The organism is Paenibacillus sp. JT31N11, from assembly GCF_056269285.1.
The window spans coordinates 325723-345057 of record NZ_JBWDNQ010000007.1 but is presented as its reverse complement, the minus strand read 5'-3'; the positions used below and the strand labels follow the sequence as shown (position 1 = coordinate 345057).

The window sequence follows — 19335 nt, the reverse complement described above, 5'->3', positions numbered from 1 at the left end:
TAGAGGAAGAGTTGAGGTGCAGTGACTGAAGAACGATTGCAGGATAAAAGGGGCAAAATGCTTGATGCGGCGAGAATGTACTATCAATTGGACTACAGCCAGCAGGAAATAGCCCGGCAGTTCGGAGTTTCCCGGCCGACCGTAAGCCGCTTCCTGCAGCAGGCCAAGGAAGAGGGGCTTGTGCAGATCCGCATTGTGGACCCGCTGGAAAGCCATGATTCTATGGCCAGGCAGCTGGAGAAATCCTTCGGCGTCGAGAAGGCGGTGCTTGTGTCCGTACCGCGTTATGATGATGCCATCGTCAAGAAATATCTGGGGGAAGCAGCGGCGGAATATCTGGATTCCATCATCAAGGACGGGGATGTGATCGGCACTACATGGGGCACAACGCTGTATGAGGTCGCGCTCAATCTGAAGGACAAGCATGTACGGAATGTGAAGGTTGTTCAATTGAACGGAGGCGTCAGCCATTCGCAGACCCAGACCTATGCGTATGAAATCGTCAGCCTGTTCGGCCAGGCCTTTCATACGGCCCCGTATTTTATTCCGCTGCCTGCTATTGTCGACCACCCCGTGGTGAAGCAGACCATTGAGCAGGACCGGCATATCCGCAATATACTGGAGCTGGGCAAGCAGGCGAATATCGCCATCGTCACGGTTGGCGCGCCAACCGAGGATTCGGTGCTGATCCAGGCCAATTATTTTACCGAGTCTGACCTTCGTCTGATCGGAGAGAAGGGCGCAGGCGATATATGTTCCCGTTATATTGATCAGGCAGGCACACTCTGCTCGGAGGAACTGAATGAGCGGACGATCGGAATCGACCTGGAGCAGCTCCAGATCAAGGAGAAATCGATTCTTGTCGCAGGCGGTCCAAGCAAAGTGGACGGCATATACGGAGCGCTGCGCGGCAAATATGCCAATATTCTCATAACCGATATCTTCACGGCGAAGCATTTGCTGGAACGGGACGGTTCTGCCTGAGCCGCAATGCGGAATGGGAAGGCGGCTGCAGCACTTTTTTCCCCGGCTGGATAGACTTTCATAGTATAATAACCCTAACCATTCCTACGGATGCTCTCTTGTCTCTTATTCTGCCATACGTAAAGCCAGGGACAAGGCGAAGCAGCCGAAGGAAGCTTTAGGAGGACTTGCCTGATATGACGCTTATTAAAGAACTGAATTCGCAAGACGAGTTTGTCGGCTTCTATTTGCTGAAGGAGCTGGAGGTCAAGCAGACGAACGGCACGCCCCCCAAGGATTATTTTGATATTGTGCTTTGCGACTCCAGCGGCCAAATGCCGGCCAAGTACTGGGATGTCACCGGCACGGACAAGGAAACCTTCTTCCCGATGGGGCTGGTCAAGGTGCAGGGCACCGTTCTGACGTACCGGGAGAGGCTGCAGATCAAGATCTCGCGCATCCGCAAAACAGAGCCTGATGACGGCGTGAATATCACCGATTTTATCCGTTCGGCGCCGATCCGGCCGATTGATCTGGTTTATACCATCAAGCAGGCTATGGAGAGCATCGGGGACCCGGAGATCAAAACCATTGTCGCCTTCTGTATTGCCAAAGTGGAAGAGAAACTGATGCATTATCCGGCGGCCAAGACGCATCATCACGCCTATTTCGCCGGACTTGCCTATCATATGGTTCGAATGCTCGAATTAGGAGAGTTTATCTGCAAGCAGCGCCCGTTCCTGAATCCCGATCTGCTGCTCGCCGGCATCATTCTGCATGATATCGCCAAGCCCGAGGAGATGATTGCGCAGCTTGGCATCGTCTCCGATTACAGCGTACGGGGGAAGCTTATGGGCCATATCTCGATGGCATCCAGCTGGATTACGGAAGCGGCTATCCTGAAGGGAATTGCGCTCGACTCCGACCGCGTTCTGGCTCTCCAGCATCTGGTCCTGTCCCATCACAATCTGGGAGAGTGGGGCAGTCCCGTTCAGCCCCAGACGGCAGAGGCGGTTGCGCTCCACCATATCGACGCTCTGGATGCCAAGCTGCAGATGGTTGAGGATGCGCTCGATACGACGCCGGAGACGGAGCCATGGACGCCGATGATCAGAGGGCTGGAGAATAAAGCCGTCTATCGGACGAACATTCCGCGTGCTGTGCTGGAATCCTGATATTTCTTGTCTAAAGGTGAAACAAGTCCGGTGTATCCGGGCAGGTTTCATCTTTTTTTTGACCTTATAGCAGCGAAGAACCTTGATCTGTCGTCAAAGGACAGGCATTAACCGTTTTTTCTTGACCTGTTTTTCATCTGGCGGGTGGCGAAATCGGGCATAAAGGGTAATGTTTTGTAAAACCGCCATTTCGCATGCTGTCGAATTTTGGGTGGGTCTGAAACAAATACAGCTGTATATGCGTAATAGACTATAGTCAGATTTTACAAGTTTATCTGAGAGATTGTGAGATTGATAGACGGTATTGCTGTTTCGCTTGTCATGGTTTTGCGAAAGCGTTGGAAGGGAGGTCTTCCGTGTGGGCATTGTGAAATGGGGCTTGTCGCTATGCTGTGCCGTTCTGCTGGCATGCGCTGTCTCGAATGTTGCGTATGCCGGCTTTATGGAGAATGTGAAAGGGATTTTTCAGCTGCCGGACGAGGTGGATGAGCTGCGCGAGCAGTATGACAGCACGAAGACGCAGCTCGATGAGGTTACGAAACAGTCACAGGAAACCATCGAGCAGTACCGCCAGGCGGAGGAACGGCTGCATGAGGAGAATGTGAAGCTGATGGAGCAGAATGAGAATCTCGCCAAACGCAATGACGAGCTCTCGCAGGCCGTTATTTCCCTTCAGGCTTCGGAAGAAGCGCGGACCGCCAAATCCAGACGCATATGGCTCTTTATTTATTCCGGTATCGGCTTGCTGGCGCTCTACTTCCTCTCGGGCAGATTGCTGCGGCTGCTGCTGCGAAGCAGACAAGCTTAAGAGGGGGCGCGGATGGAAATCATATCTCGTATGGGGGGCGCGGCTGCCAGCCAGCAATCAGCGGTAGAACTGCAGCTCCGCGAAGGGGATGCCGTTCATGTGCTTCACCCCCAGCAGATTGCGGCGTTTCAGGGCCTCTCGCGTCAGCGTGAAGACAAGTTTATGAATATGCAGGGAATTTACCGGAAGAAGAAGCTCATCAAATCAAAGCTGTCCGGGCCGTCCAGCCTTATTCTCGGCTTGCCGGGCGGTTATATGCTGCACTGCATGGAGCTTGACGGCGACAGCAGCTTGCTGTTTGATTTTCGCCATCTGTTGTTTTATACAGAAGGCATCGAGATGAAGAGCGTGCTGCAGAGCTTCAAGAATGTCGTGGCCACCAAAGATATTATGCGCATGAAGTTTCAAGGCCATGGCGCAATCGGACTTATTTCCTGCGGCCCCGTGATCGAGATGGAGCTGGATCCGGTTACGCCTTCTTTTATCGACAGCCGCGCATTGATCGCTTTTCCAAGCCATGTCGGGATCGATCTAAGCGTGTACGGCAACCATTTGGCCAGCCAGCATATGAGCTACCAGTGGAAAATGACCGGAACCGGCAAGGTTCTGCTGCAGGTCGGCTGGCCGGATGCGGGCCTGGAGCAGTTCATCGGCCAGGATAGTCTGGTCAAGCGGCTGCTGCGGGAAATTGTTCCGTTCGGCGGCATTTGGTTCAAGTAATTTGGAGGTTACGAAGCTTATTGATGATCGTACCTTCAGCTCGCTTTACATAAGGAGGGAACGGCTATGGATATTCTGACCAAAGCGATCATTCTTGCCGCACAGGGGCATGACGGCCAAACGGACAAGGGCGGAGAGCCTTATATTCTGCATCCGCTTCGGGTGATGCAGTCGGCAAAGGGGGAGGATGAGCGGATCGTGGCTGTGCTGCATGATCTGGTGGAGGATACTGTTTATACGCTAACTCATCTTGCCGGGGAGGGCTTCCCGGACGAGATCGTTCAGGCTGTGGATTGCCTGACCAGAAGAGATGGCGAAACCTATGATGCCTTTATCGATCGGATAAGGGTGAATCCGTTGGCTTCGAGAGTCAAGATCCTGGATATTAGCGATAATATGAATCTGGGCCGGATTGCTTCGCCGACGCAGGAGGATCACGATCGGCTGGACAAATACCGCCGCGCACTTGTTGCGCTGAATCAGAGTGAATAGAATATCCCTCATAAAACGCCAAAAAACTGTTGCTGAGTAACAACAGTCGGGATCTGGTGTGCTTTATCATGCCTGGAGCCGTTGATTATTCTTGCTTGCCAGCATCATTGCTGGAGGATTCGGCGGAAGGCGGGTTGGTCTCACCGGCTGGAGCTGCGGGTTTCTGCTTCTGAGGCTGCTGACTTTCAACCACGGTACCAAAATAGGCCTCGAGCTCGGCAGCCTTACGCGGATCGGTCAAGGTTACCTTGTCTTTCAGAAAATGCTCGACGATCAGCTCCCATTGGGGAACCACCCGCTGCGCTTGCATGGTGCGGACCGCGTTCTTGACCATACGCCGTTCCTTGGCATTGGAATAGACATCCTTGAAGTGCTGGGCCTGGGAGAAGTCCAGCCTTGGGGCAACCGCCCGGAATACCTCTGCGGTCATACGGGCATCATCAAGGGCGCGGTGCGCCGAGCCTTCGGGGGTAATGCCCAGCTGTGCCAGCGCGGCTTCGACGCTGACGTCATTGGTGAGCTTCTGATCTCTCAGGAAACCCTTCAGCAGATCGAAGGCCAGCGCCTTCATCCAATAGGAATCATCCAGCTTGTGCATGCGCGTATCGTATATAATCCGTTTCAAATCCTCGCCGCCCCAGGTAAGGAGCATATACGTTTCGCTGCGGTCCAGCCAGCGGATAAAGTCGGCAATTACCGTCCGGAAGCCTGAGGCCGCATCGATATCTTCTTGGGGAATGCCGGTCTTTCCCTTGATAAAGCTGTTCAGCTTGGAGAAGTAGACGGGCTTGATCAGCGCAGAAAATTCATCCACCTGCCGGTAATCCGCAGTAAGCCGCACCGCGCCGATTTCGATTACCTCCATCGGCTTGTCGCTGGCGAATTTCCGCCCGTTGAATTCAATATCCAAAATAATGTAGTCCGTAATGCTCGCCTCCGATTTTATTGAGCGCATAATCCCTTGACAGCTTGTGTCTTTCGCTCCTCAAGGAACTTATGCGTGCTTACTCCACAATAGCATGTTTGGATGCCTCCGTCGAGAATCGGGCGGGGAGGCAGGCAAAAAGAAAAACGGGCGGCAAGCGCCCGTTTCGGTAATGGCTGATCCATCAGCAGATGAATCGGCCATTACATTTATGATGAGTGAAATTATGGCATTCGTTGAAATGGATCATACTCCGGAATAAGCCATGAATCCGCCGTCGACAGGAATGGTAGTTCCGGTAATAAAGCCGGACATGCTTTCATCCGTCAGCCAGAGCAGCGTGCCGAGCAGATCCTCGGGCTTGCCGAAGCGGCGCATCGGCGTATGGGAGATGATTTTGTGGGAGCGGGGAGTCAATGAACCGTCCTCATTCGTGAGCAGCTTCTCATTCTGCTTGGTCAGGAAGAAGCCGGGGGCGATCGCATTCACGCGGATGCCGGATTCCGCCAGATGGACCGCCAGCCACTCGGTAAAGTTGTTGATTGCCGCTTTGGCGGCGCTGTAGGCGGGAACCTTGGTCATCGGCGAGAATGCGCTCATGGATGAGATATTGATAACCGTCGCACCCTGCTTGCCAAGCATCTGGCGGGCGAAGGCTTGTGTCGGAATGAGGCTGCCGATAAAATTCAGATCAAGCACGCTGCGGAAACCCGTTACGCTCAAGTCAAAGAAAGAAGTCACGCCGGGTGCGTCCACGTCCTCGGGATTAAACAGCTCATTCGTCGTGATGGCCGCCGGCTGATTGCCGCCTGCGCCGTTGATCAGAATATCGCATGATCCCAGCTGCTGCTGTACAGCCTCGGCGGCCTGCCGGACGCTGTCGCTGTCGGTCACATCGCAGGAGAGGGCGATCGCTTCCCCTCCGGCGGCCGCAATCTCCGCGGCAACGGCTTCCCCGCTTGACAGCGTCCGGTTCAGCACGGCAACCCGCGCTCCCTGACGGCCCAGCTCAAGCGCCAGAACCCGGCATAATACGCCGGCTCCGCCTGTTACGACGACGACTTTTCCCTGCAGGGAGGGGTGAATAGGTAATTGGTTCATGAGTAGATCTCCTTTTCCTGTTTTTGGCTGGAAGCGCTCTTGACGTATGCGTCCCATAAGCCCCATAGATACATGATGCCGAGCGCACGGTCGTACAGACCGTAACCGGGTCTGCATTGCTCGTCCCAGAGGTGCCGGCCGTGATCAGGACGGCAGTAGCCCTCATAATTATTTTCGTGATAGGCCTGCACCACACCTGCAATATCCACGGTCCCATCCTGGGTGCGGTGCGAGGTTTCGATGAAATCGCCGTTCTCGAATACGCGCACGTTGCGGATATGCGCGAACGGAATACGGTCGGCAAATTCGTGGATCATGGCGATGATATCATTGTCCGGATTGGCCCCAAGCGAACCGCTGCACAGTGTCAAGCCATTATAGTAGCTGTCGTGCAGCTTAAGGTAGCGGCGCAGATTGTCCCGGCTTGTAATAATTCGCGGCAGTCCAAAGATCGGCCACGGCGGATCATCCGGGTGAATGGCCATCCGGATGTTATGCTCGGCGGCGAAAGGTATGATTTCGTCCAGGAAGTACTTGGCGTTATCCCACAGGTTCTCCTCTGTTACGTACCTGTAGGCTTCGAACAATCCTGTCAAATACTGCAGCCGCTCTGGCTCCCAGCCCGGCATGGTAAAGGCCGAATTCTCATTGATCCGCTTGACCAACTCGAAGGGGTTGATGTTGTCGATCCTGCTTTTCTCATAGAACAGCGCCGTAGAGCCGTCAGCCGTCTGCTTGTGCAGATCGGTGCGCAGCCAATCAAATATCGGCATGAAGTTGTAGCAAATCACCTCAACGCCGACCTGTGCCAGCTTGGCGATGGTTTTCTTATAATTCGCGATATACATATCGCGGCTCGGCAATCCGAGTTTGATATCCTCGTGAATATTAACGCTCTCCACGACCTTGATATGCAGACCGGCCGCATCGGCTGCCTCCTTGACCTTCATAATGCCTTCCATGGGCCATTCTTCACCTGCAGGGACGTCATGCAGCGCCCATACAATGCCCTCTGTCCCCGGAATTTGCTTGATATAATGGAGCGGGACGGTATCATTGCCTTCGCCGAACCAGCGGAATACCATTTTCATCGTACAGATTAGCCTCCGTTCATTTGAAATAGGATGGGAATTTCTCTTTCAGCAGCGCCTGATCGGCAATTGTGAGACTCAAGTGATCCTTCATGATCCTCTCGGCCCGGTCGGCATCATGCTCCTGGATGGCCTCTACCATATGCAGATGCTGCTCGTAGAGGTGATCCCAGTGATGGTCGGCAGCCAAACGCAGCATGCGGCTGCGGTTCAAATGGATGTTGATTTGCTGGATAACCGCCCAGGTGTTGCTTTTCCTGCAGCCTTCGAAGATGGTGCGGTGAAAGGCCTCGTCAAGCTCGAACATGGTGCGGTAATCCTGCTTGTCGATACAGGCCTGCTGCTTGGTGAGATTCTTCTGCAGCGCCTTCAGCTGTTCATCCGGAAAGCTGTCCGAGCAGGCCAGCCGGATGACGGCGCGCTCCAGCTGCTCGCGCATAAACCGCGCTTCCTCCACAAGCTCAAGATCGATCAGCGAGACGAAGGTGCCGCGCTGGGGGAGGATCTCCAGCAGTCCCTCCTGGGCCAGACGCACGAAGCTTTCACGAATCGGCGTCCGGCTGACATTGAATTTAAGGGAAATTTCCTTCTCCGAAATACCGGTGCCGGGAACAAGCTCCAGCATCATAATTTGCTCCCTCAGCGCATGGCTTACGGCATCGCGGGTGGAGGTAGTTTGAGGCTTCATCGTAAAAGTCATGGGTTCACCTCCCTGGATTGTAAGTTAATGCTTCCATACTACCATACAAGTATGGTAGTATGGAAGCGGATTCTTTAATGCGGATATTAACTTTAGGAGGTCTACGATGTCATTTATTCATGAGGATTGGCTGCTTCAGAGCAAGAGCGCAAAGACGCTGTACCACGATTATGCAAAGGATATGCCGATTTATGATTTTCACAGTCATTTGAGTCCGAATGAAATCGCTGTCAATAAGAAATACCGCAATATGGCCGAGATCTGGCTCGGAGGCGATCATTACAAGTGGAGAGCGCTCCGCTGGCTGGGCGTGGAGGAACGCCTCATTACCGGAGATGCTCCAGACGAGGACAAATTCATGGTCTGGGCCCGTTCGGTGCCGGATACTGTCGGCAATCCGCTTTACCACTGGACGCATCTGGAGCTCAGCCGTTATTTCGGCATAGACGAGCTGCTGACGGGCGATAATGCTCGCGATATCTGGAACCGGTGCAATGAGCGTCTGCAGGATGAGGATATGCGGGCGAACGGGATTCTGAAACGGTTCGATGTCAGAGTCGTCTGCACCACCGATGATCCCATCGACGAGCTGGCGGATCATCAGCAGATCCGCAGCGATAGCGCGATTGAAACGGCTGTTGCGCCAACCTTCCGTCCTGACCGTATTCTGAATGTTGGGGACAGCGGATTTGCGGATTACGTGAACCGGCTGAGCGGGGTTACACATCTTCCGATTACGCAGTATGATCAGTTCCTGGAAGCAGTCGCTTCAAGGGTCGATTATTTTCATAGTCATGGCTGCCGCATGTCGGATCATGGCTTCGAGATGCTTCCGTTTACGCTGCCTGACGAGCGTGAAGCGGCGGCGATCTTCCAGAGGGCTTTGCAGGGCGAGGCGGTATCGCAGGATGAAGTTATTCAATACCAGACCTACACGCTTGTACAGCTTGGTCGGTTGTATAACCAGCATGGCTGGACGATGCAGCTTCATATCGGAGCGATACGCAATAATAATGCCAGAATGTTCGCGCAGCTTGGCAAGGATACCGGCTACGATTCGATACTGGATTTTCAGCTGGCAAGGTCGCTTAACGGGTTTCTGGGTAAGCTTGATAGCAGCGGCGAGCTGCCGCAAACGATTGTCTATACGCTGTATTCCGCGCAGTACGAAGCGATTGCTTCCGCTATCGGCAACTTTCAGTCGCCTGGCGTAAGGGGCAAAATCCAGCTCGGCTCAGGCTGGTGGTATCATGACCAGAAGGACGGCATGCTCCAGCAGATGAAGGTGCTTTCGAATGTCGGGCTGATCAGTACTTTCGTGGGCATGCTGACCGACTCCAGAAGCTTCCTGTCGTTCACGAGACATGAATATTTCCGCAGGGTGCTGTGCAACCTGCTTGGCACATGGATCGAAGACGGCGAGCTGCCGCGCGATTATGCTTTTATCGGGAAGCTGGTCCAGGATATCTGCTTCAATAATGCCGATAGATATATTCGCATCCAATAAGACTTTCGTTCAACCGGCCTTGAGGCATCACATATGCCAGGGGCCGGTTTTGTTGACTTTATAGCATGTATGAGTTTCACGTCTGTACATATGTCTATTAGGTCTAAGGGAAGAAACGAACTAAACCGCCACAATGAGATTGATATTTACGGCGTGTTCCGCTATGCGAATACATACCCGATGGGGATCGGATTTCTCGCATCCGGCATGATCGACGCCAAATCGCTTATTACGGACCGCTATCCGCTTGCAGAGGCGCGGGATGCGATGGAGCGTGCGATACATAACAAGAGCGGCAGCTTGAAGGTTATGGTTTATCCCAACGAGTAATAGCCAATAGGATAGATCCGGAAGAAACGTCAGGGTGAGCATCCTGGCGTTTTTTGTGCGCTAGATAGCATTTATAAGTTTGACCTTTACAAAAAGGTCTGAGGGAAGAAGCCTGCTGCGCCGCCGGATGGCGATAACCGCTGCTTCTTGAAATACATGGGAGTATAAAATATATCCTACCTTTTTTTGATATTTTTGATGAAGAAGCTAATGCTGCCGCCGGATGATGATAACAACTCCTTCTTAGTTTTGCCTGCTCCTTATTATTCTATCAACTTCATCTTTCATGTATTTTTACAAAACCTTAAAAAAAGAAGGGCGGCTGCGTTAACAAAAGACTACTACAATAAATGGGATTATTAAATATAAATGGGGAGTGATAGTCTTTTGAAACAAAGAGGGAAGAAATTACTTTCGCTACTGCTAGCAGCCGAAATGCTTGCCGGTTCCGTATTCGCTGGCGCCGCTGCCATGGCTGCAGAAGGTCCGATCGTAGGGACGCCTTATACTGCAGCAGGTACTTATGATGTTACTGTGCCTCACGTCATTATCAATCAGATTTATGGCGGCGGGCGTGAATTGGATGACGAAATCGTGGTTTCAAATGGTTTTGTCGAGCTTTATAATCCGACAAACAGTCCTGTTTCCCTGGAGGGCTGGTCGCTGCAGTATGCCGATAATGGAATTTCTGGCACCACCGATAAAAGCGACACGGCTGGCGGCATAACAGGCAATTGGGAAGTGCTTGATCTTACGGGTGCGATTCCGGCACATTCTTCTTATTTGATTAAAGCCAAGAACACAGGCTCTGCTGAGGCGAAGCTTGATATTACCGATAAACAAGATTTGATGTTTGACCGTTTTCTTAACAATAAGGGCATGAAGGTTGCTCTCATGAGCGATAATTCTCCGCTTACTGCCAAGAATCCTTTTGAAGCAAAGCCCTCCGGTTATGTGGATATGATAGGGACGGGAAGCAATGATTCCAACAGCCAGATTGATGGCTTTGAAATGGAGCATCCAAGCGGAGATGCGGGAGGAACGTCCAAGAAAATTGCCCTCCGCCGGATTAACTTTACCGACTCGGATCACAACAACATCGATTTCGAGCAGGTTAATTATGATAAAGCTAATGAAGCAACCATCACGGCCAAAGGCCCGCGCAGCAGCGCCGATAATGCCTGGGGCATATCACCGCTCGTATTCACGGCGTTATCACTTCCGGAAGCAAATGCCGGTTCGCCGTATACAGCGTATTCCGTAACGACAGCTGTATATGGAGGCACGATCCCTTATCATTACGCTGCGGCCGGATTACCTTCCGGCCTGAGCATCAACCCTTCGAATGGCAGCATTACGGGTACGCCTGGCGAAGCGGGTACGGCTTCGGTAACGATCAAGGTAACTGACAGCGCAGAATCGCCGGTTACCATCGAGAAAGAACTCCCGCTTGTGGTTAATGCGGCTCCGGCTCCTGCAATTGAGGACAAGCTGAGCGTTGAGAAGATCGGCGAATACCAAGTTGGAGAATCGAACGAAGACGGCGGCGTAGCCGAGATTGTGAAATATAATAAAGACAATGGCAAAATGTATGTCGTCAACGGCTCCAGTACGCCGCCAAGCCTGGATATTGTGGCCCTTACGAACGATGAGGAACTGACAAAAGAGAAATCGGTTCTCGTCAAGAATCTCTCGGAAGTAGATGGGTTCGAATATGGCGATTTGACCAGTGTAGATGTAAACACCGCGACCAAGCGTGTGGCGGTAGCGATTCAGGAAGCTGATTCCATGAAGCCGGGCAAGATTCTTGTGCTTGATTATGACGGGAATTTGCTGACCAGCTACCCAGCGGGCGTACAGCCGGATATGGTGAAGTATACAACCAACGGTAAATACCTGATGACGGCGGATGAAGCTGAACCCCGCAATGCACCTGACGATCCGAATGGCAGCGTGACGATTGTGGACACAACAACGGGTGTGTCGACGCAAGTGGGGTTCAACAACCCGGCAGTGATTGACAACAACGTGCACATTCGGGGCGAATCCGGCCCAGACGGCCAAATCACCGGCAGCGGAACAAAAGAAGATGCAATCTTCGATCTGGAGCCGGAATATATCGCACTCTCGGCGGACGAGACCAAAGCCTATGTCTCCTTGCAGGAAGGCAACGCCATTGCAACGATAGACATCGCCGGTAAAACGGTCGATTCCATTAAAGGTCTGGGACTTAAGAATCTTAATGATCCCAAGAACGCTCTGGATTTGGTGGAGGATGGCGAGATCAACCTGGAGAACGTGCCTTTCTCGGGCATGTATATGCCTGACGGCATTGCCACCTACAGTGCGAACGGCAAGCAATACCTGTTCACAGCGAATGAAGGGGATGCCACAGAATGGCCAGTCGACGCTGATGAGCTAACCAGAACAAATGTAACGAAAATTGAGGATATCAAAGACGGTCTGAATCCTGACTCAGCCGCAGCAAAATTCCTCGATGGAGAAGACAAATACGATGACGTTGAAGTCGTCAGCGACATGGGCAATGACGGTGTTTATTTGTATGGTGGACGTTCGTTCTCCATCTGGGATACAACTAACATGATGCAAGTCTTTGACAGCGGCAGCGATTTCGAGAAAATCACCGGACAGCGCGTTCCGGATAATTTCAACGCAAGCAACAGCAAGACCGATATGGATGACAGAAGCCCTAAAAAAGGTCCTGAACCGGAGTATGTGTCTGTTGGCCAAGTGGGCAGCAAAGCCTTCGCCTTCGTGGGACTTGAGCGCGTCGGCGGCATCATGACCTACGATGTGACGGACCCGACGAAGCCTGTTTTCGCCAATTACCTCAATACGCGCGACTTCTCCAAGGGGATCGAAACGGATGCCGGCCCTGAAGGTCTGGAATTCATTCCGGCTACGGAAAGCCCTACAGATCTTCCGCTTCTGCTGGTCGCGAATGAAGTAGGCGGAACGGTGGCTGTTCTTCAATTGAACGTGACCAAGGTAACGCTGGACAAGTCCGAGCTTACATTTGTGCCGGGCGGAGAAGGCACGCAGCTGACTGCTGCTGTAACGCCAGTCGGCGATAGCGCGTCGACGGTAACCTGGACCTCCTCTAATTCAAGCATTGCGGAAGTGGATGCGAACGGATTTGTAAAACCGGGCTCCAAAGAAGGCACGGCCGTCATTACCGCGCTTAGCGCTGACGGTTACGGCGTTGCCGAAGCGACAGTGACGGTGAGCGACGGTTTCTGGAACCTGACCGTTATGCATACGAACGATACGCATGCCCATCTGGCGGACGTTGCCAGACGCGCAACGCTTGTGAACCAGGTGCGCAGTGAAGGCGGCGACAGCCTGCTGTTCGACGCGGGCGATGTATTCTCCGGCGATCTGTATTTCACCAAATGGTTTGGTCAAGCGGATCTGTCCTTCATGAATTACATGGGCTATGACGCCATGACCTTCGGCAATCATGAATTTGATGCCGGCACAGATACTCTGAAGGATTTCGTGAGCAAAGCCAATTTCCCGCTGCTCACATCGAATATTGATTTCAGCAAGGATGCCAACATCAGTCCACTCCTCAAAGCGCCGGCAACGATTGACGCCAGCGCAAAGAAATCAACGGATAACGCAGGCGTATATCCTTATATCATTCTGAATGTGAGCGGTCATAAGGTTGGCGTATTCGGCTTAACAACCGAGGACACCAAGGAAACCTCAAGTCCCGGCAAGGATGTTGTGTTCAACGATGCAACCAAGTCTGCCAGGGATACGGTTGCCGCTCTTAAAGAGCAAGGCATTGATGTTATCTTCGCCTTGTCCCATCTGGGCTACAACCGTGACAGAGATCTGGCTCAGGCTGTCGAGGGCATCGATTTGATCGTTGGCGGACATACCCATACGCAGTTGGATAAACCAGTTGTCGTACAAGGTGAGCATGCAGCGCCAACGGTTATCGTGCAGGCGAACGAGTGGGGCAAATTCCTTGGCCGCGTCGATCTGGCTTTTGATGATCAGGGCGTAGTCATGACGGGTGAAAATCTGCTTAAAGGCGGTCTGATGACAGTTGACGCAACCGTAACGGAGGACGAGGCTGCCAAAAACATGCTCGCTCCTTACAATGCGGATCTTGAAGATCTGAAGAAGCAGGTTATCGGCAAGACGACTGTCGTTTTGAACGGCGAACGCAATGATGTCCGCGCGAAGGAAACCAATCTGGGGAACTTCATTGCAGACGGCATGCTGGCCCGGGCGAAAGAACTCAAAAATGCCGATGTGGCCATCATGAACGGCGGCGGTATCCGTACTTCAATTAAACTCGGCGATATTACGATGGGCGATTTGCGTACGGTTATGCCTTTCGGCAACACCTTGTATGTGCTTGATGTAACGGGCCAAGAACTGAAGGACGGGCTGGAGAATGGAGTCAGCGGCGCGAAGCTGGGCGATCTGCCGGGCAAATTCCCGCAGGTGGCGGGCATGCGCTTCAAATGGGATCCGAGCCAGGCCGCAGGAAGCAAGGTTTTTGATTTGCAAATCAAGACAGAATCGGGCTACACCGCGGTTGATCTGACGAAAACGTACCGTTTGGCAACGAACAGCTTTGTCGCTCTTGGAGGAGACGGATATGCATCCTTCGCCAAAGCGATTGAAGAAGGCGCGTATCATGAGGATCTGGGCTATCCGGATTATGAAATCTTCATCCAGTACATGACTTCGCTTGGCGGAACCATCTCCCCAGTGGTCGATGGCCGTATTACGGAGCAGGCGAAGCCGACAGAAGGAAACGGAGGTTATTACCCGCCACCAACACCTCCTGTAACGGAAGAGCCGGCTGCAGGAACGACTGAATTGCCTAAAGCTGCCCTGCAGGTGACCAAAGGAACGAATGAAGCAGGTCAAGCGATCAATCAGGTAACGGTTAAGGCAGAGGATCTGCAAGCTGCCCTTACGGCTGCATTCACGGCAGCAGGAACAGGCAAGCAGGCGGAGCTGGTCATCAACATGCAGGATCTGAGCGGAGCAACGGAAATTACGCTGCCTGCGGAAGCGCTGAATGTTGGGAACGACAAAGCCGGACAAATGACGATCAGAATTGAGACAGGAGCAGCAGCCTATAACCTGCCGCTGAATGTTCTTAATCTGTCCGAAGCCGGCGCGCTCGGCAATGTGAGCGTCCGCGTATCCATTGCACCATTAAGCGATGCTGCCCTTGCCGCGCTGACCAGTAAAGCAAATTCCATGGGAGCGCAGCTGGTCAACAGCACTTCTCTGGAATTCGAGGTTGTACTGGTTACGGGCAATGAAGAAGAAGAGCGGAACGATTTTGGCACCACCTATGTATCCCGCATCATTTATCTGCCGGCCTCAACGGATTTGAAGGGCGGAACGGCTGTTATGGTTGACCCGGTTAGCGGCGAGCTCGTATTCGTACCGAATGTCGGAACGACGCTGAACGGCAAACCGGCGGTTGAAATGAAACGTCCGGGCAACAGCACCTACACCGTCATCAAATACAGCAAGAGCTTCGCTGATTTGAATGGACACTGGGCCAAGAATGAGATTGAGGACATGGCGTCCAAGCTGATTGTCAAAGGTATGGACGACACTCATTTTGCACCAAACAACGCCATCACCAGAGCGGAATTCACTTCCCTGCTCGTTCGCAGCCTGGGGCTGACAATGGGCAAAGGCTCGGCTGCGTTCGAGGATGTTGCTTCGGATGCATGGTATGCAGGAGCGACAGAAGCGGCGGTTAAAGCCGGACTGGTCAACGGCATGGAGCCGGGCAAATTCGCGCCAACTGCGAATATTACCCGTGCAGAGATGGCCGTAATGATCGCCCGCGCAATGGAAATGGTCGATAAAGCCAATGCTGCAGGCAATGCGGCTTCGCTGAGCAAGTTCACCGATGGCGCCTCCATTCCGGATTGGGCGTCTGCACAAGCGGCGCTGCTCGCGGACAAAGGCATCATGCAAGGCGACACGAAAGGCGCTTTCGCTCCTGCAAACAAAGCAACCCGCGCTGAAGCGGCACTGATTTTGGAGCGGACGCTGAAAGAATTGAATTTCATCGACTAAGTGATTCCGGTCCGGCTGATGCCGGACGGAGCTTATAGGGTTAATATGGGAAAAGGGATACTGCGGCTGTGCCGCGGTATCCCTTTTTCGTCTGAGAAAGACGGGTTATCCCGCTTTCTCACTTACCACTGCTACCCGTCTCATCCAACCTTCAATTCCGGCATTAGCAACAACCTGTTCAGCAGCAGATAACCTTGCCGACCGATCTCACATCAGCCTCTACACGGTACTCAATTAATTATCACTATCCCCGAATCAGCGATTCCGCCCCGTCGATATAAATCTCCGTACCGCTGATATGGGAAGACTCGTCCGAGGCCAGGAACAGCACCAGATCCCCGCACTGCTCAATGCTCCCTGCATGACCTTCCAGCGGCTGGCTGCCTTCAGGGAACTCCACCTCCATCTTGACATCATCCAGCGTAGGCGAGATATCGGTATTGTCGTTAATATTCGTGTCGATAGCCCCCGGGCAGATCGCGTTGACGCGAATGCGGGATGGGCCAAGCTCAAGCGCGGTCATCTTCATCATGGCCACCTGGCCCGCTTTGCTGGAGCTGTAGGCGGTTGCGCCAGTGTTGGAGAAGATCCGGTTGCCATTGACGGAGCTGGTAATAATGATGCTGCCGCCGCCGTTTTTCTTCAGGTAGGGCACAGCGTATTTCAAGGTCAGAAAGGTGCCCCGGAGATTGATCGAGAGAGTCTGATCCCAATCGTCCACGCTGAGCTCCTCCAGCGCCGCCCATTTGCCGTTAATGCCGGCATTGGCGAATACAATATCGATTTTGCCGAACTTCTCCGCCGCCTGCCGCATCCCTTTCTCCACCATCTCGGGTACGGAAACATCCGTCTCAAATACCTCCGCCCGGCCGCCCATCGATTCGATCTGTTTCTTGACTTTATTGGCGTTCTCCCGAGTCCGGTCCAGCATGCAGACCACGGCGCCATGCTTGGCGAGCTTCAAGGCCGCACCTTTGCCGATACCGGAGCCTCCGCCAGTAATAACAGCTACTTTTCCCTGCAAACGTTGTTCAATTGTCATAAGTACAGATCTCCTTTGCTTCTTGCGGATTGATTTACTTTTGTTTACACATGGGGCAAATGCTTGAACCAGTTGAACGCCGGGGGGGCCGGTGCTTAACCAGCGATTAATAATCAGTGAGGATCCTTCCCGAAAGGGAAATTACGAAAATTGTCAAATAAGAAAGAAGTGATTTTTGCAGATATTTGCTGGCGAAAATAAGCGAATTTGCTATAAGGCATAAAGACCTGCGCCTTCGTGCACAGTTAAAGAGATTGAATACCAGCAATGCTCACAGATAAGTTTAAAGTCCAGCATTTTCAGCACTCCCGCACAGCATCCTGATCAGCTTTACCGGAAAATTGTCATAGGCGCTTATTGTCGAATATGATGGCGCGGTCAAATCATATCTGGAGACGGAAAAGCGCCCGAACAATGAAGTATTTAATAATTTCTTGTTATTTATCGAACCGACGCAGAACATCAACAATGACTGCGTGGTCAAGTCAGAAAGCCTCAACTGCGAGGAGATCGCCCACGTCACCATCGGAAAAACCGGCAGCGGAGCTTCGTATGTTCTGGGAATAGACGAGTAACTGGTTTATATGTAATCTAATACCATGTTATCCATTATGCTTCATTTTCCCTATAATAATACAAACAGCAGGAAGTGCTTCATGCTGCTGCTGGGGGAGCTGGACGGGGCTTCCTGTCAGGCAAAATAATAAGTATTGAATAGCATTGTAACGCCGCTTGTCCGATCCGAATTCCGGGTATAACGAGCGTAATGATTTTGGCAAGCAGCTTGATTGTTTTCTCGACGTCTGCCGATCGGCACTTTCGCTGGCGAGAAAAGTAAGGTGTGAGTAATATCGTTTGACTTTGCTCAACAGGGGTTGAATATTGGATGCACAAAGAATCGACAATTTATTACAAGAATTTCTAAAATCGGAATGACTTTTAAGAGAAGGGCTGTTATATTAAATTAGGATATATTTATGGAAGTAATTAGGGTCAGAATAACAAAAACTTTATTAGTTTTGGAGGGTATATGATAAAAAGAATTCACGAGAAAGGTGAAAGAAAAAGATTACTTTCTCTAAAAGAGGATCACTTTAATGATGTTAAGAGTTATAGAATAAGGCCTTCAACGTTACAGGAAACTTTTGTATCATTTGCTAACACCGACGGTGGAGATTTATATGTAGGTATGGAAGACGAAAAAGTGTCAGGAGAAAGAATAATTGGATTTGATAAGCAGGAAGATGCTAATGACATAATTCATACCTTACTTGAAGAAACGCAACCATCTGTGGAAAATGTATTAATCGAATTTATTGATTTTGGTGACTTAGGTCTGGTTCTTCATATATCAATTCCTAAGAGTCCCAAAATACACTATACTGCACAAGGGAAGTGTTTTATTCGTATAAATGCACAAAAAAAAGAAATAAAGGGAGAACGGATAACATCCCTTAGTTATACTAAGGGAGCTTATTCGTATGAAAAACAACCGATTGATTATATTGACATCGAAGATATTGAAGATAGCCCTCATCTTATTGACTACATGAATAGAATTGAATCCAATCTGGATCGTAGATCATTTCTTAGAAAACAGAGACTTTTATCTAAAAAGGATGATCAATTTTTTCCTAATGCAGCAGGTGTTTTATTATTTGATGAAGAGCCACAAGCGACACTTGATACTAGATGCGCAATAAAAATCTATCGGTTGAGAACTTCTGGAACAGAATACAAGAGAGAACAACTAGATGGAAAACCAGAAACAATTAAAGGAACAGTTGAAAATCAAGTACATGATATTTTGGAAAAGATAAGTGAAATACTTTCAGATTCTAGTTATTATGTTGCTGGAAGACTTAAAAAACTTACTTATCCTACAGAGGCAATTAAGGAAATAGTAGTGAATGCTGTGATTCATAGGGATTATAGCTTGAACGATGATATGATATACACATCAAAATTTACGATAATAGAATTGAAATTCAAAGTCCTGGTAAACTACCAGGATTTATGACAGTTGAAAATATTTATGATGAAAGATATTCTCGTAATCCCACTATTGTAAGATTATTACATAATTTACCTAACCCTTTAAACCATGATATAGGTGAGGGCTTGGATACTGCGAGAAATGAACTTAGAAAAGTTGGATTGGTGGCTCCAGAGATTAAAGAATTGGACAATGCTCTATTAGTAACTATAAAACATCAAAGATTGGCCACCCTTGAAGTTATTTAAAAGATAATCCAGGGGTTTTTATAACAAATAAGGATGTTCGCAATATTAGTGGTGAGGAAGATGTAAATAAAGTTAAGAAGGCTTTTCAAAAATTAAGAAAGCAAGATATTCTAGAGCCTTTGAATGCAAAAGCTAGAACTTTTG

General features: G+C 50.9%; 14 protein-coding genes and 1 pseudogene. 10 read left to right on the top strand and 5 right to left on the bottom strand.

Translation table 11 applies throughout. The features are described from left to right. Window positions 1-57 precede the first annotated feature (57 nt). From AC0YNV_RS24110 to AC0YNV_RS24090, 5 genes are all read left to right on the top strand, one after another. Entirely contained in the window at window positions 58-984 is a 927-nt protein-coding gene (locus AC0YNV_RS24110) for a sugar-binding transcriptional regulator (protein ID WP_475770345.1), read from the top strand. A 176-nt stretch (window positions 985-1160) separates the two neighbouring features. Next, window positions 1161-2138: a 3'-5' exoribonuclease YhaM family protein gene (locus tag AC0YNV_RS24105; RefSeq protein WP_210038633.1), complete on the top strand. Its 978-nt coding sequence runs from the start codon at window positions 1161-1163 to the stop codon at window positions 2136-2138. A 358-nt stretch (window positions 2139-2496) separates the two neighbouring features. Beyond that, window positions 2497-2946 carry an SH3 domain-containing protein gene (locus AC0YNV_RS24100; protein ID WP_475770287.1) on the top strand — a complete coding sequence of 150 codons (450 nt, stop codon included), beginning with the start codon at window positions 2497-2499 and terminating at the stop codon, window positions 2944-2946. A 12-nt stretch (window positions 2947-2958) separates the two neighbouring features. Continuing rightward, entirely contained in the window at window positions 2959-3666 is a 708-nt protein-coding gene (locus AC0YNV_RS24095; RefSeq protein WP_379113482.1) for an AIM24 family protein, read from the top strand. Between the two features lie 66 nt (window positions 3667-3732). Beyond that, window positions 3733-4158 carry an HD domain-containing protein gene (locus AC0YNV_RS24090; protein WP_475770286.1) on the top strand — a complete coding sequence of 142 codons (426 nt, stop codon included), beginning with the start codon at window positions 3733-3735 and terminating at the stop codon, window positions 4156-4158. 85 nt (window positions 4159-4243) lie between these two features. Here AC0YNV_RS24090 and AC0YNV_RS24085 read toward each other — a convergent pair whose 3' ends face one another. From AC0YNV_RS24085 to AC0YNV_RS24070, 4 genes are all read right to left on the bottom strand, one after another. After that, window positions 4244-5113, bottom strand: a complete 870-nt coding sequence (locus tag AC0YNV_RS24085; RefSeq protein WP_210038636.1) for a 3'-5' exonuclease — start codon at window positions 5111-5113, stop codon at window positions 4244-4246. Between the two features lie 216 nt (window positions 5114-5329). Continuing rightward, window positions 5330-6184, bottom strand: a complete 855-nt coding sequence (locus AC0YNV_RS24080) for an SDR family oxidoreductase (protein WP_475770285.1) — start codon at window positions 6182-6184, stop codon at window positions 5330-5332. Next, on the bottom strand, window positions 6181-7275 hold the full coding sequence (uxuA, locus tag AC0YNV_RS24075; protein WP_475770284.1) for a mannonate dehydratase: 1095 nt from the start codon (window positions 7273-7275) through the stop codon (window positions 6181-6183). The genes AC0YNV_RS24080 and uxuA overlap by 4 nt, the downstream gene beginning before the upstream one ends. A gap of 19 nt (window positions 7276-7294) precedes the next feature. Next, entirely contained in the window at window positions 7295-7975 is a 681-nt protein-coding gene (locus tag AC0YNV_RS24070; protein WP_210038639.1) for a GntR family transcriptional regulator, read from the bottom strand. A gap of 106 nt (window positions 7976-8081) precedes the next feature. On the opposite strand from AC0YNV_RS24070, the gene uxaC reads away from it, so the two are divergent. From uxaC to AC0YNV_RS24055, 3 genes and pseudogenes are all read left to right on the top strand, one after another. Next, window positions 8082-9482 (top strand): glucuronate isomerase, encoded by a 1401-nt coding sequence (gene uxaC, locus AC0YNV_RS24065; protein ID WP_475770283.1) that lies wholly within the window; start codon window positions 8082-8084, stop codon window positions 9480-9482. A 132-nt stretch (window positions 9483-9614) separates the two neighbouring features. Further along, a pseudogene (locus tag AC0YNV_RS24060) lies at window positions 9615-9812 on the top strand (NAD(P)-dependent alcohol dehydrogenase); the annotation flags it as partial. A gap of 387 nt (window positions 9813-10199) precedes the next feature. Further along, on the top strand, window positions 10200-15905 hold the full coding sequence (locus tag AC0YNV_RS24055; RefSeq protein WP_475770282.1) for a choice-of-anchor I family protein: 5706 nt from the start codon (window positions 10200-10202) through the stop codon (window positions 15903-15905). A gap of 244 nt (window positions 15906-16149) precedes the next feature. Here AC0YNV_RS24055 and AC0YNV_RS24050 read toward each other — a convergent pair whose 3' ends face one another. After that, window positions 16150-16947, bottom strand: a complete 798-nt coding sequence (locus AC0YNV_RS24050) for an SDR family oxidoreductase (RefSeq protein ID WP_475770281.1) — start codon at window positions 16945-16947, stop codon at window positions 16150-16152. A 1030-nt stretch (window positions 16948-17977) separates the two neighbouring features. Here AC0YNV_RS24050 and AC0YNV_RS24045 point away from each other — a divergent pair. Together AC0YNV_RS24045 and AC0YNV_RS24040 are read left to right on the top strand one after the other, a co-directional pair. Next, complete coding sequence (locus tag AC0YNV_RS24045) at window positions 17978-18967, top strand: AlbA family DNA-binding domain-containing protein (RefSeq protein WP_475770280.1); 990 nt, start codon at window positions 17978-17980, stop codon at window positions 18965-18967. Beyond that, a complete protein-coding gene (locus tag AC0YNV_RS24040) occupies window positions 18901-19191 on the top strand; it encodes an ATP-binding protein (protein WP_475770344.1) in 291 nt (96 codons plus the stop codon). The genes AC0YNV_RS24045 and AC0YNV_RS24040 overlap by 67 nt, the downstream gene beginning before the upstream one ends. Window positions 19192-19335: the final 144 nt, after the last annotated feature.

Coding starts and splice junctions, on each gene's coding strand:
- AC0YNV_RS24045 (WP_475770280.1), top strand. CDS start 17,978: ATGATAAAAAGAATTCACGAGAAAGGTGAAAGAAAAAGATTACTTTCT.
- AC0YNV_RS24095 (WP_379113482.1), top strand. CDS start 2,959: ATGGAAATCATATCTCGTATGGGGGGCGCGGCTGCCAGCCAGCAATCA.
- uxuA (WP_475770284.1), bottom strand. CDS start 7,275: ATGAAAATGGTATTCCGCTGGTTCGGCGAAGGCAATGATACCGTCCCG.
- AC0YNV_RS24090 (WP_475770286.1), top strand. CDS start 3,733: ATGGATATTCTGACCAAAGCGATCATTCTTGCCGCACAGGGGCATGAC.
- AC0YNV_RS24085 (WP_210038636.1), bottom strand. CDS start 5,113: ATGCGCTCAATAAAATCGGAGGCGAGCATTACGGACTACATTATTTTG.
- AC0YNV_RS24070 (WP_210038639.1), bottom strand. CDS start 7,975: ATGACTTTTACGATGAAGCCTCAAACTACCTCCACCCGCGATGCCGTA.
- AC0YNV_RS24080 (WP_475770285.1), bottom strand. CDS start 6,184: ATGAACCAATTACCTATTCACCCCTCCCTGCAGGGAAAAGTCGTCGTC.
- AC0YNV_RS24110 (WP_475770345.1), top strand. CDS start 58: ATGCTTGATGCGGCGAGAATGTACTATCAATTGGACTACAGCCAGCAG.
- AC0YNV_RS24105 (WP_210038633.1), top strand. CDS start 1,161: ATGACGCTTATTAAAGAACTGAATTCGCAAGACGAGTTTGTCGGCTTC.
- uxaC (WP_475770283.1), top strand. CDS start 8,082: ATGTCATTTATTCATGAGGATTGGCTGCTTCAGAGCAAGAGCGCAAAG.
- AC0YNV_RS24050 (WP_475770281.1), bottom strand. CDS start 16,947: ATGACAATTGAACAACGTTTGCAGGGAAAAGTAGCTGTTATTACTGGC.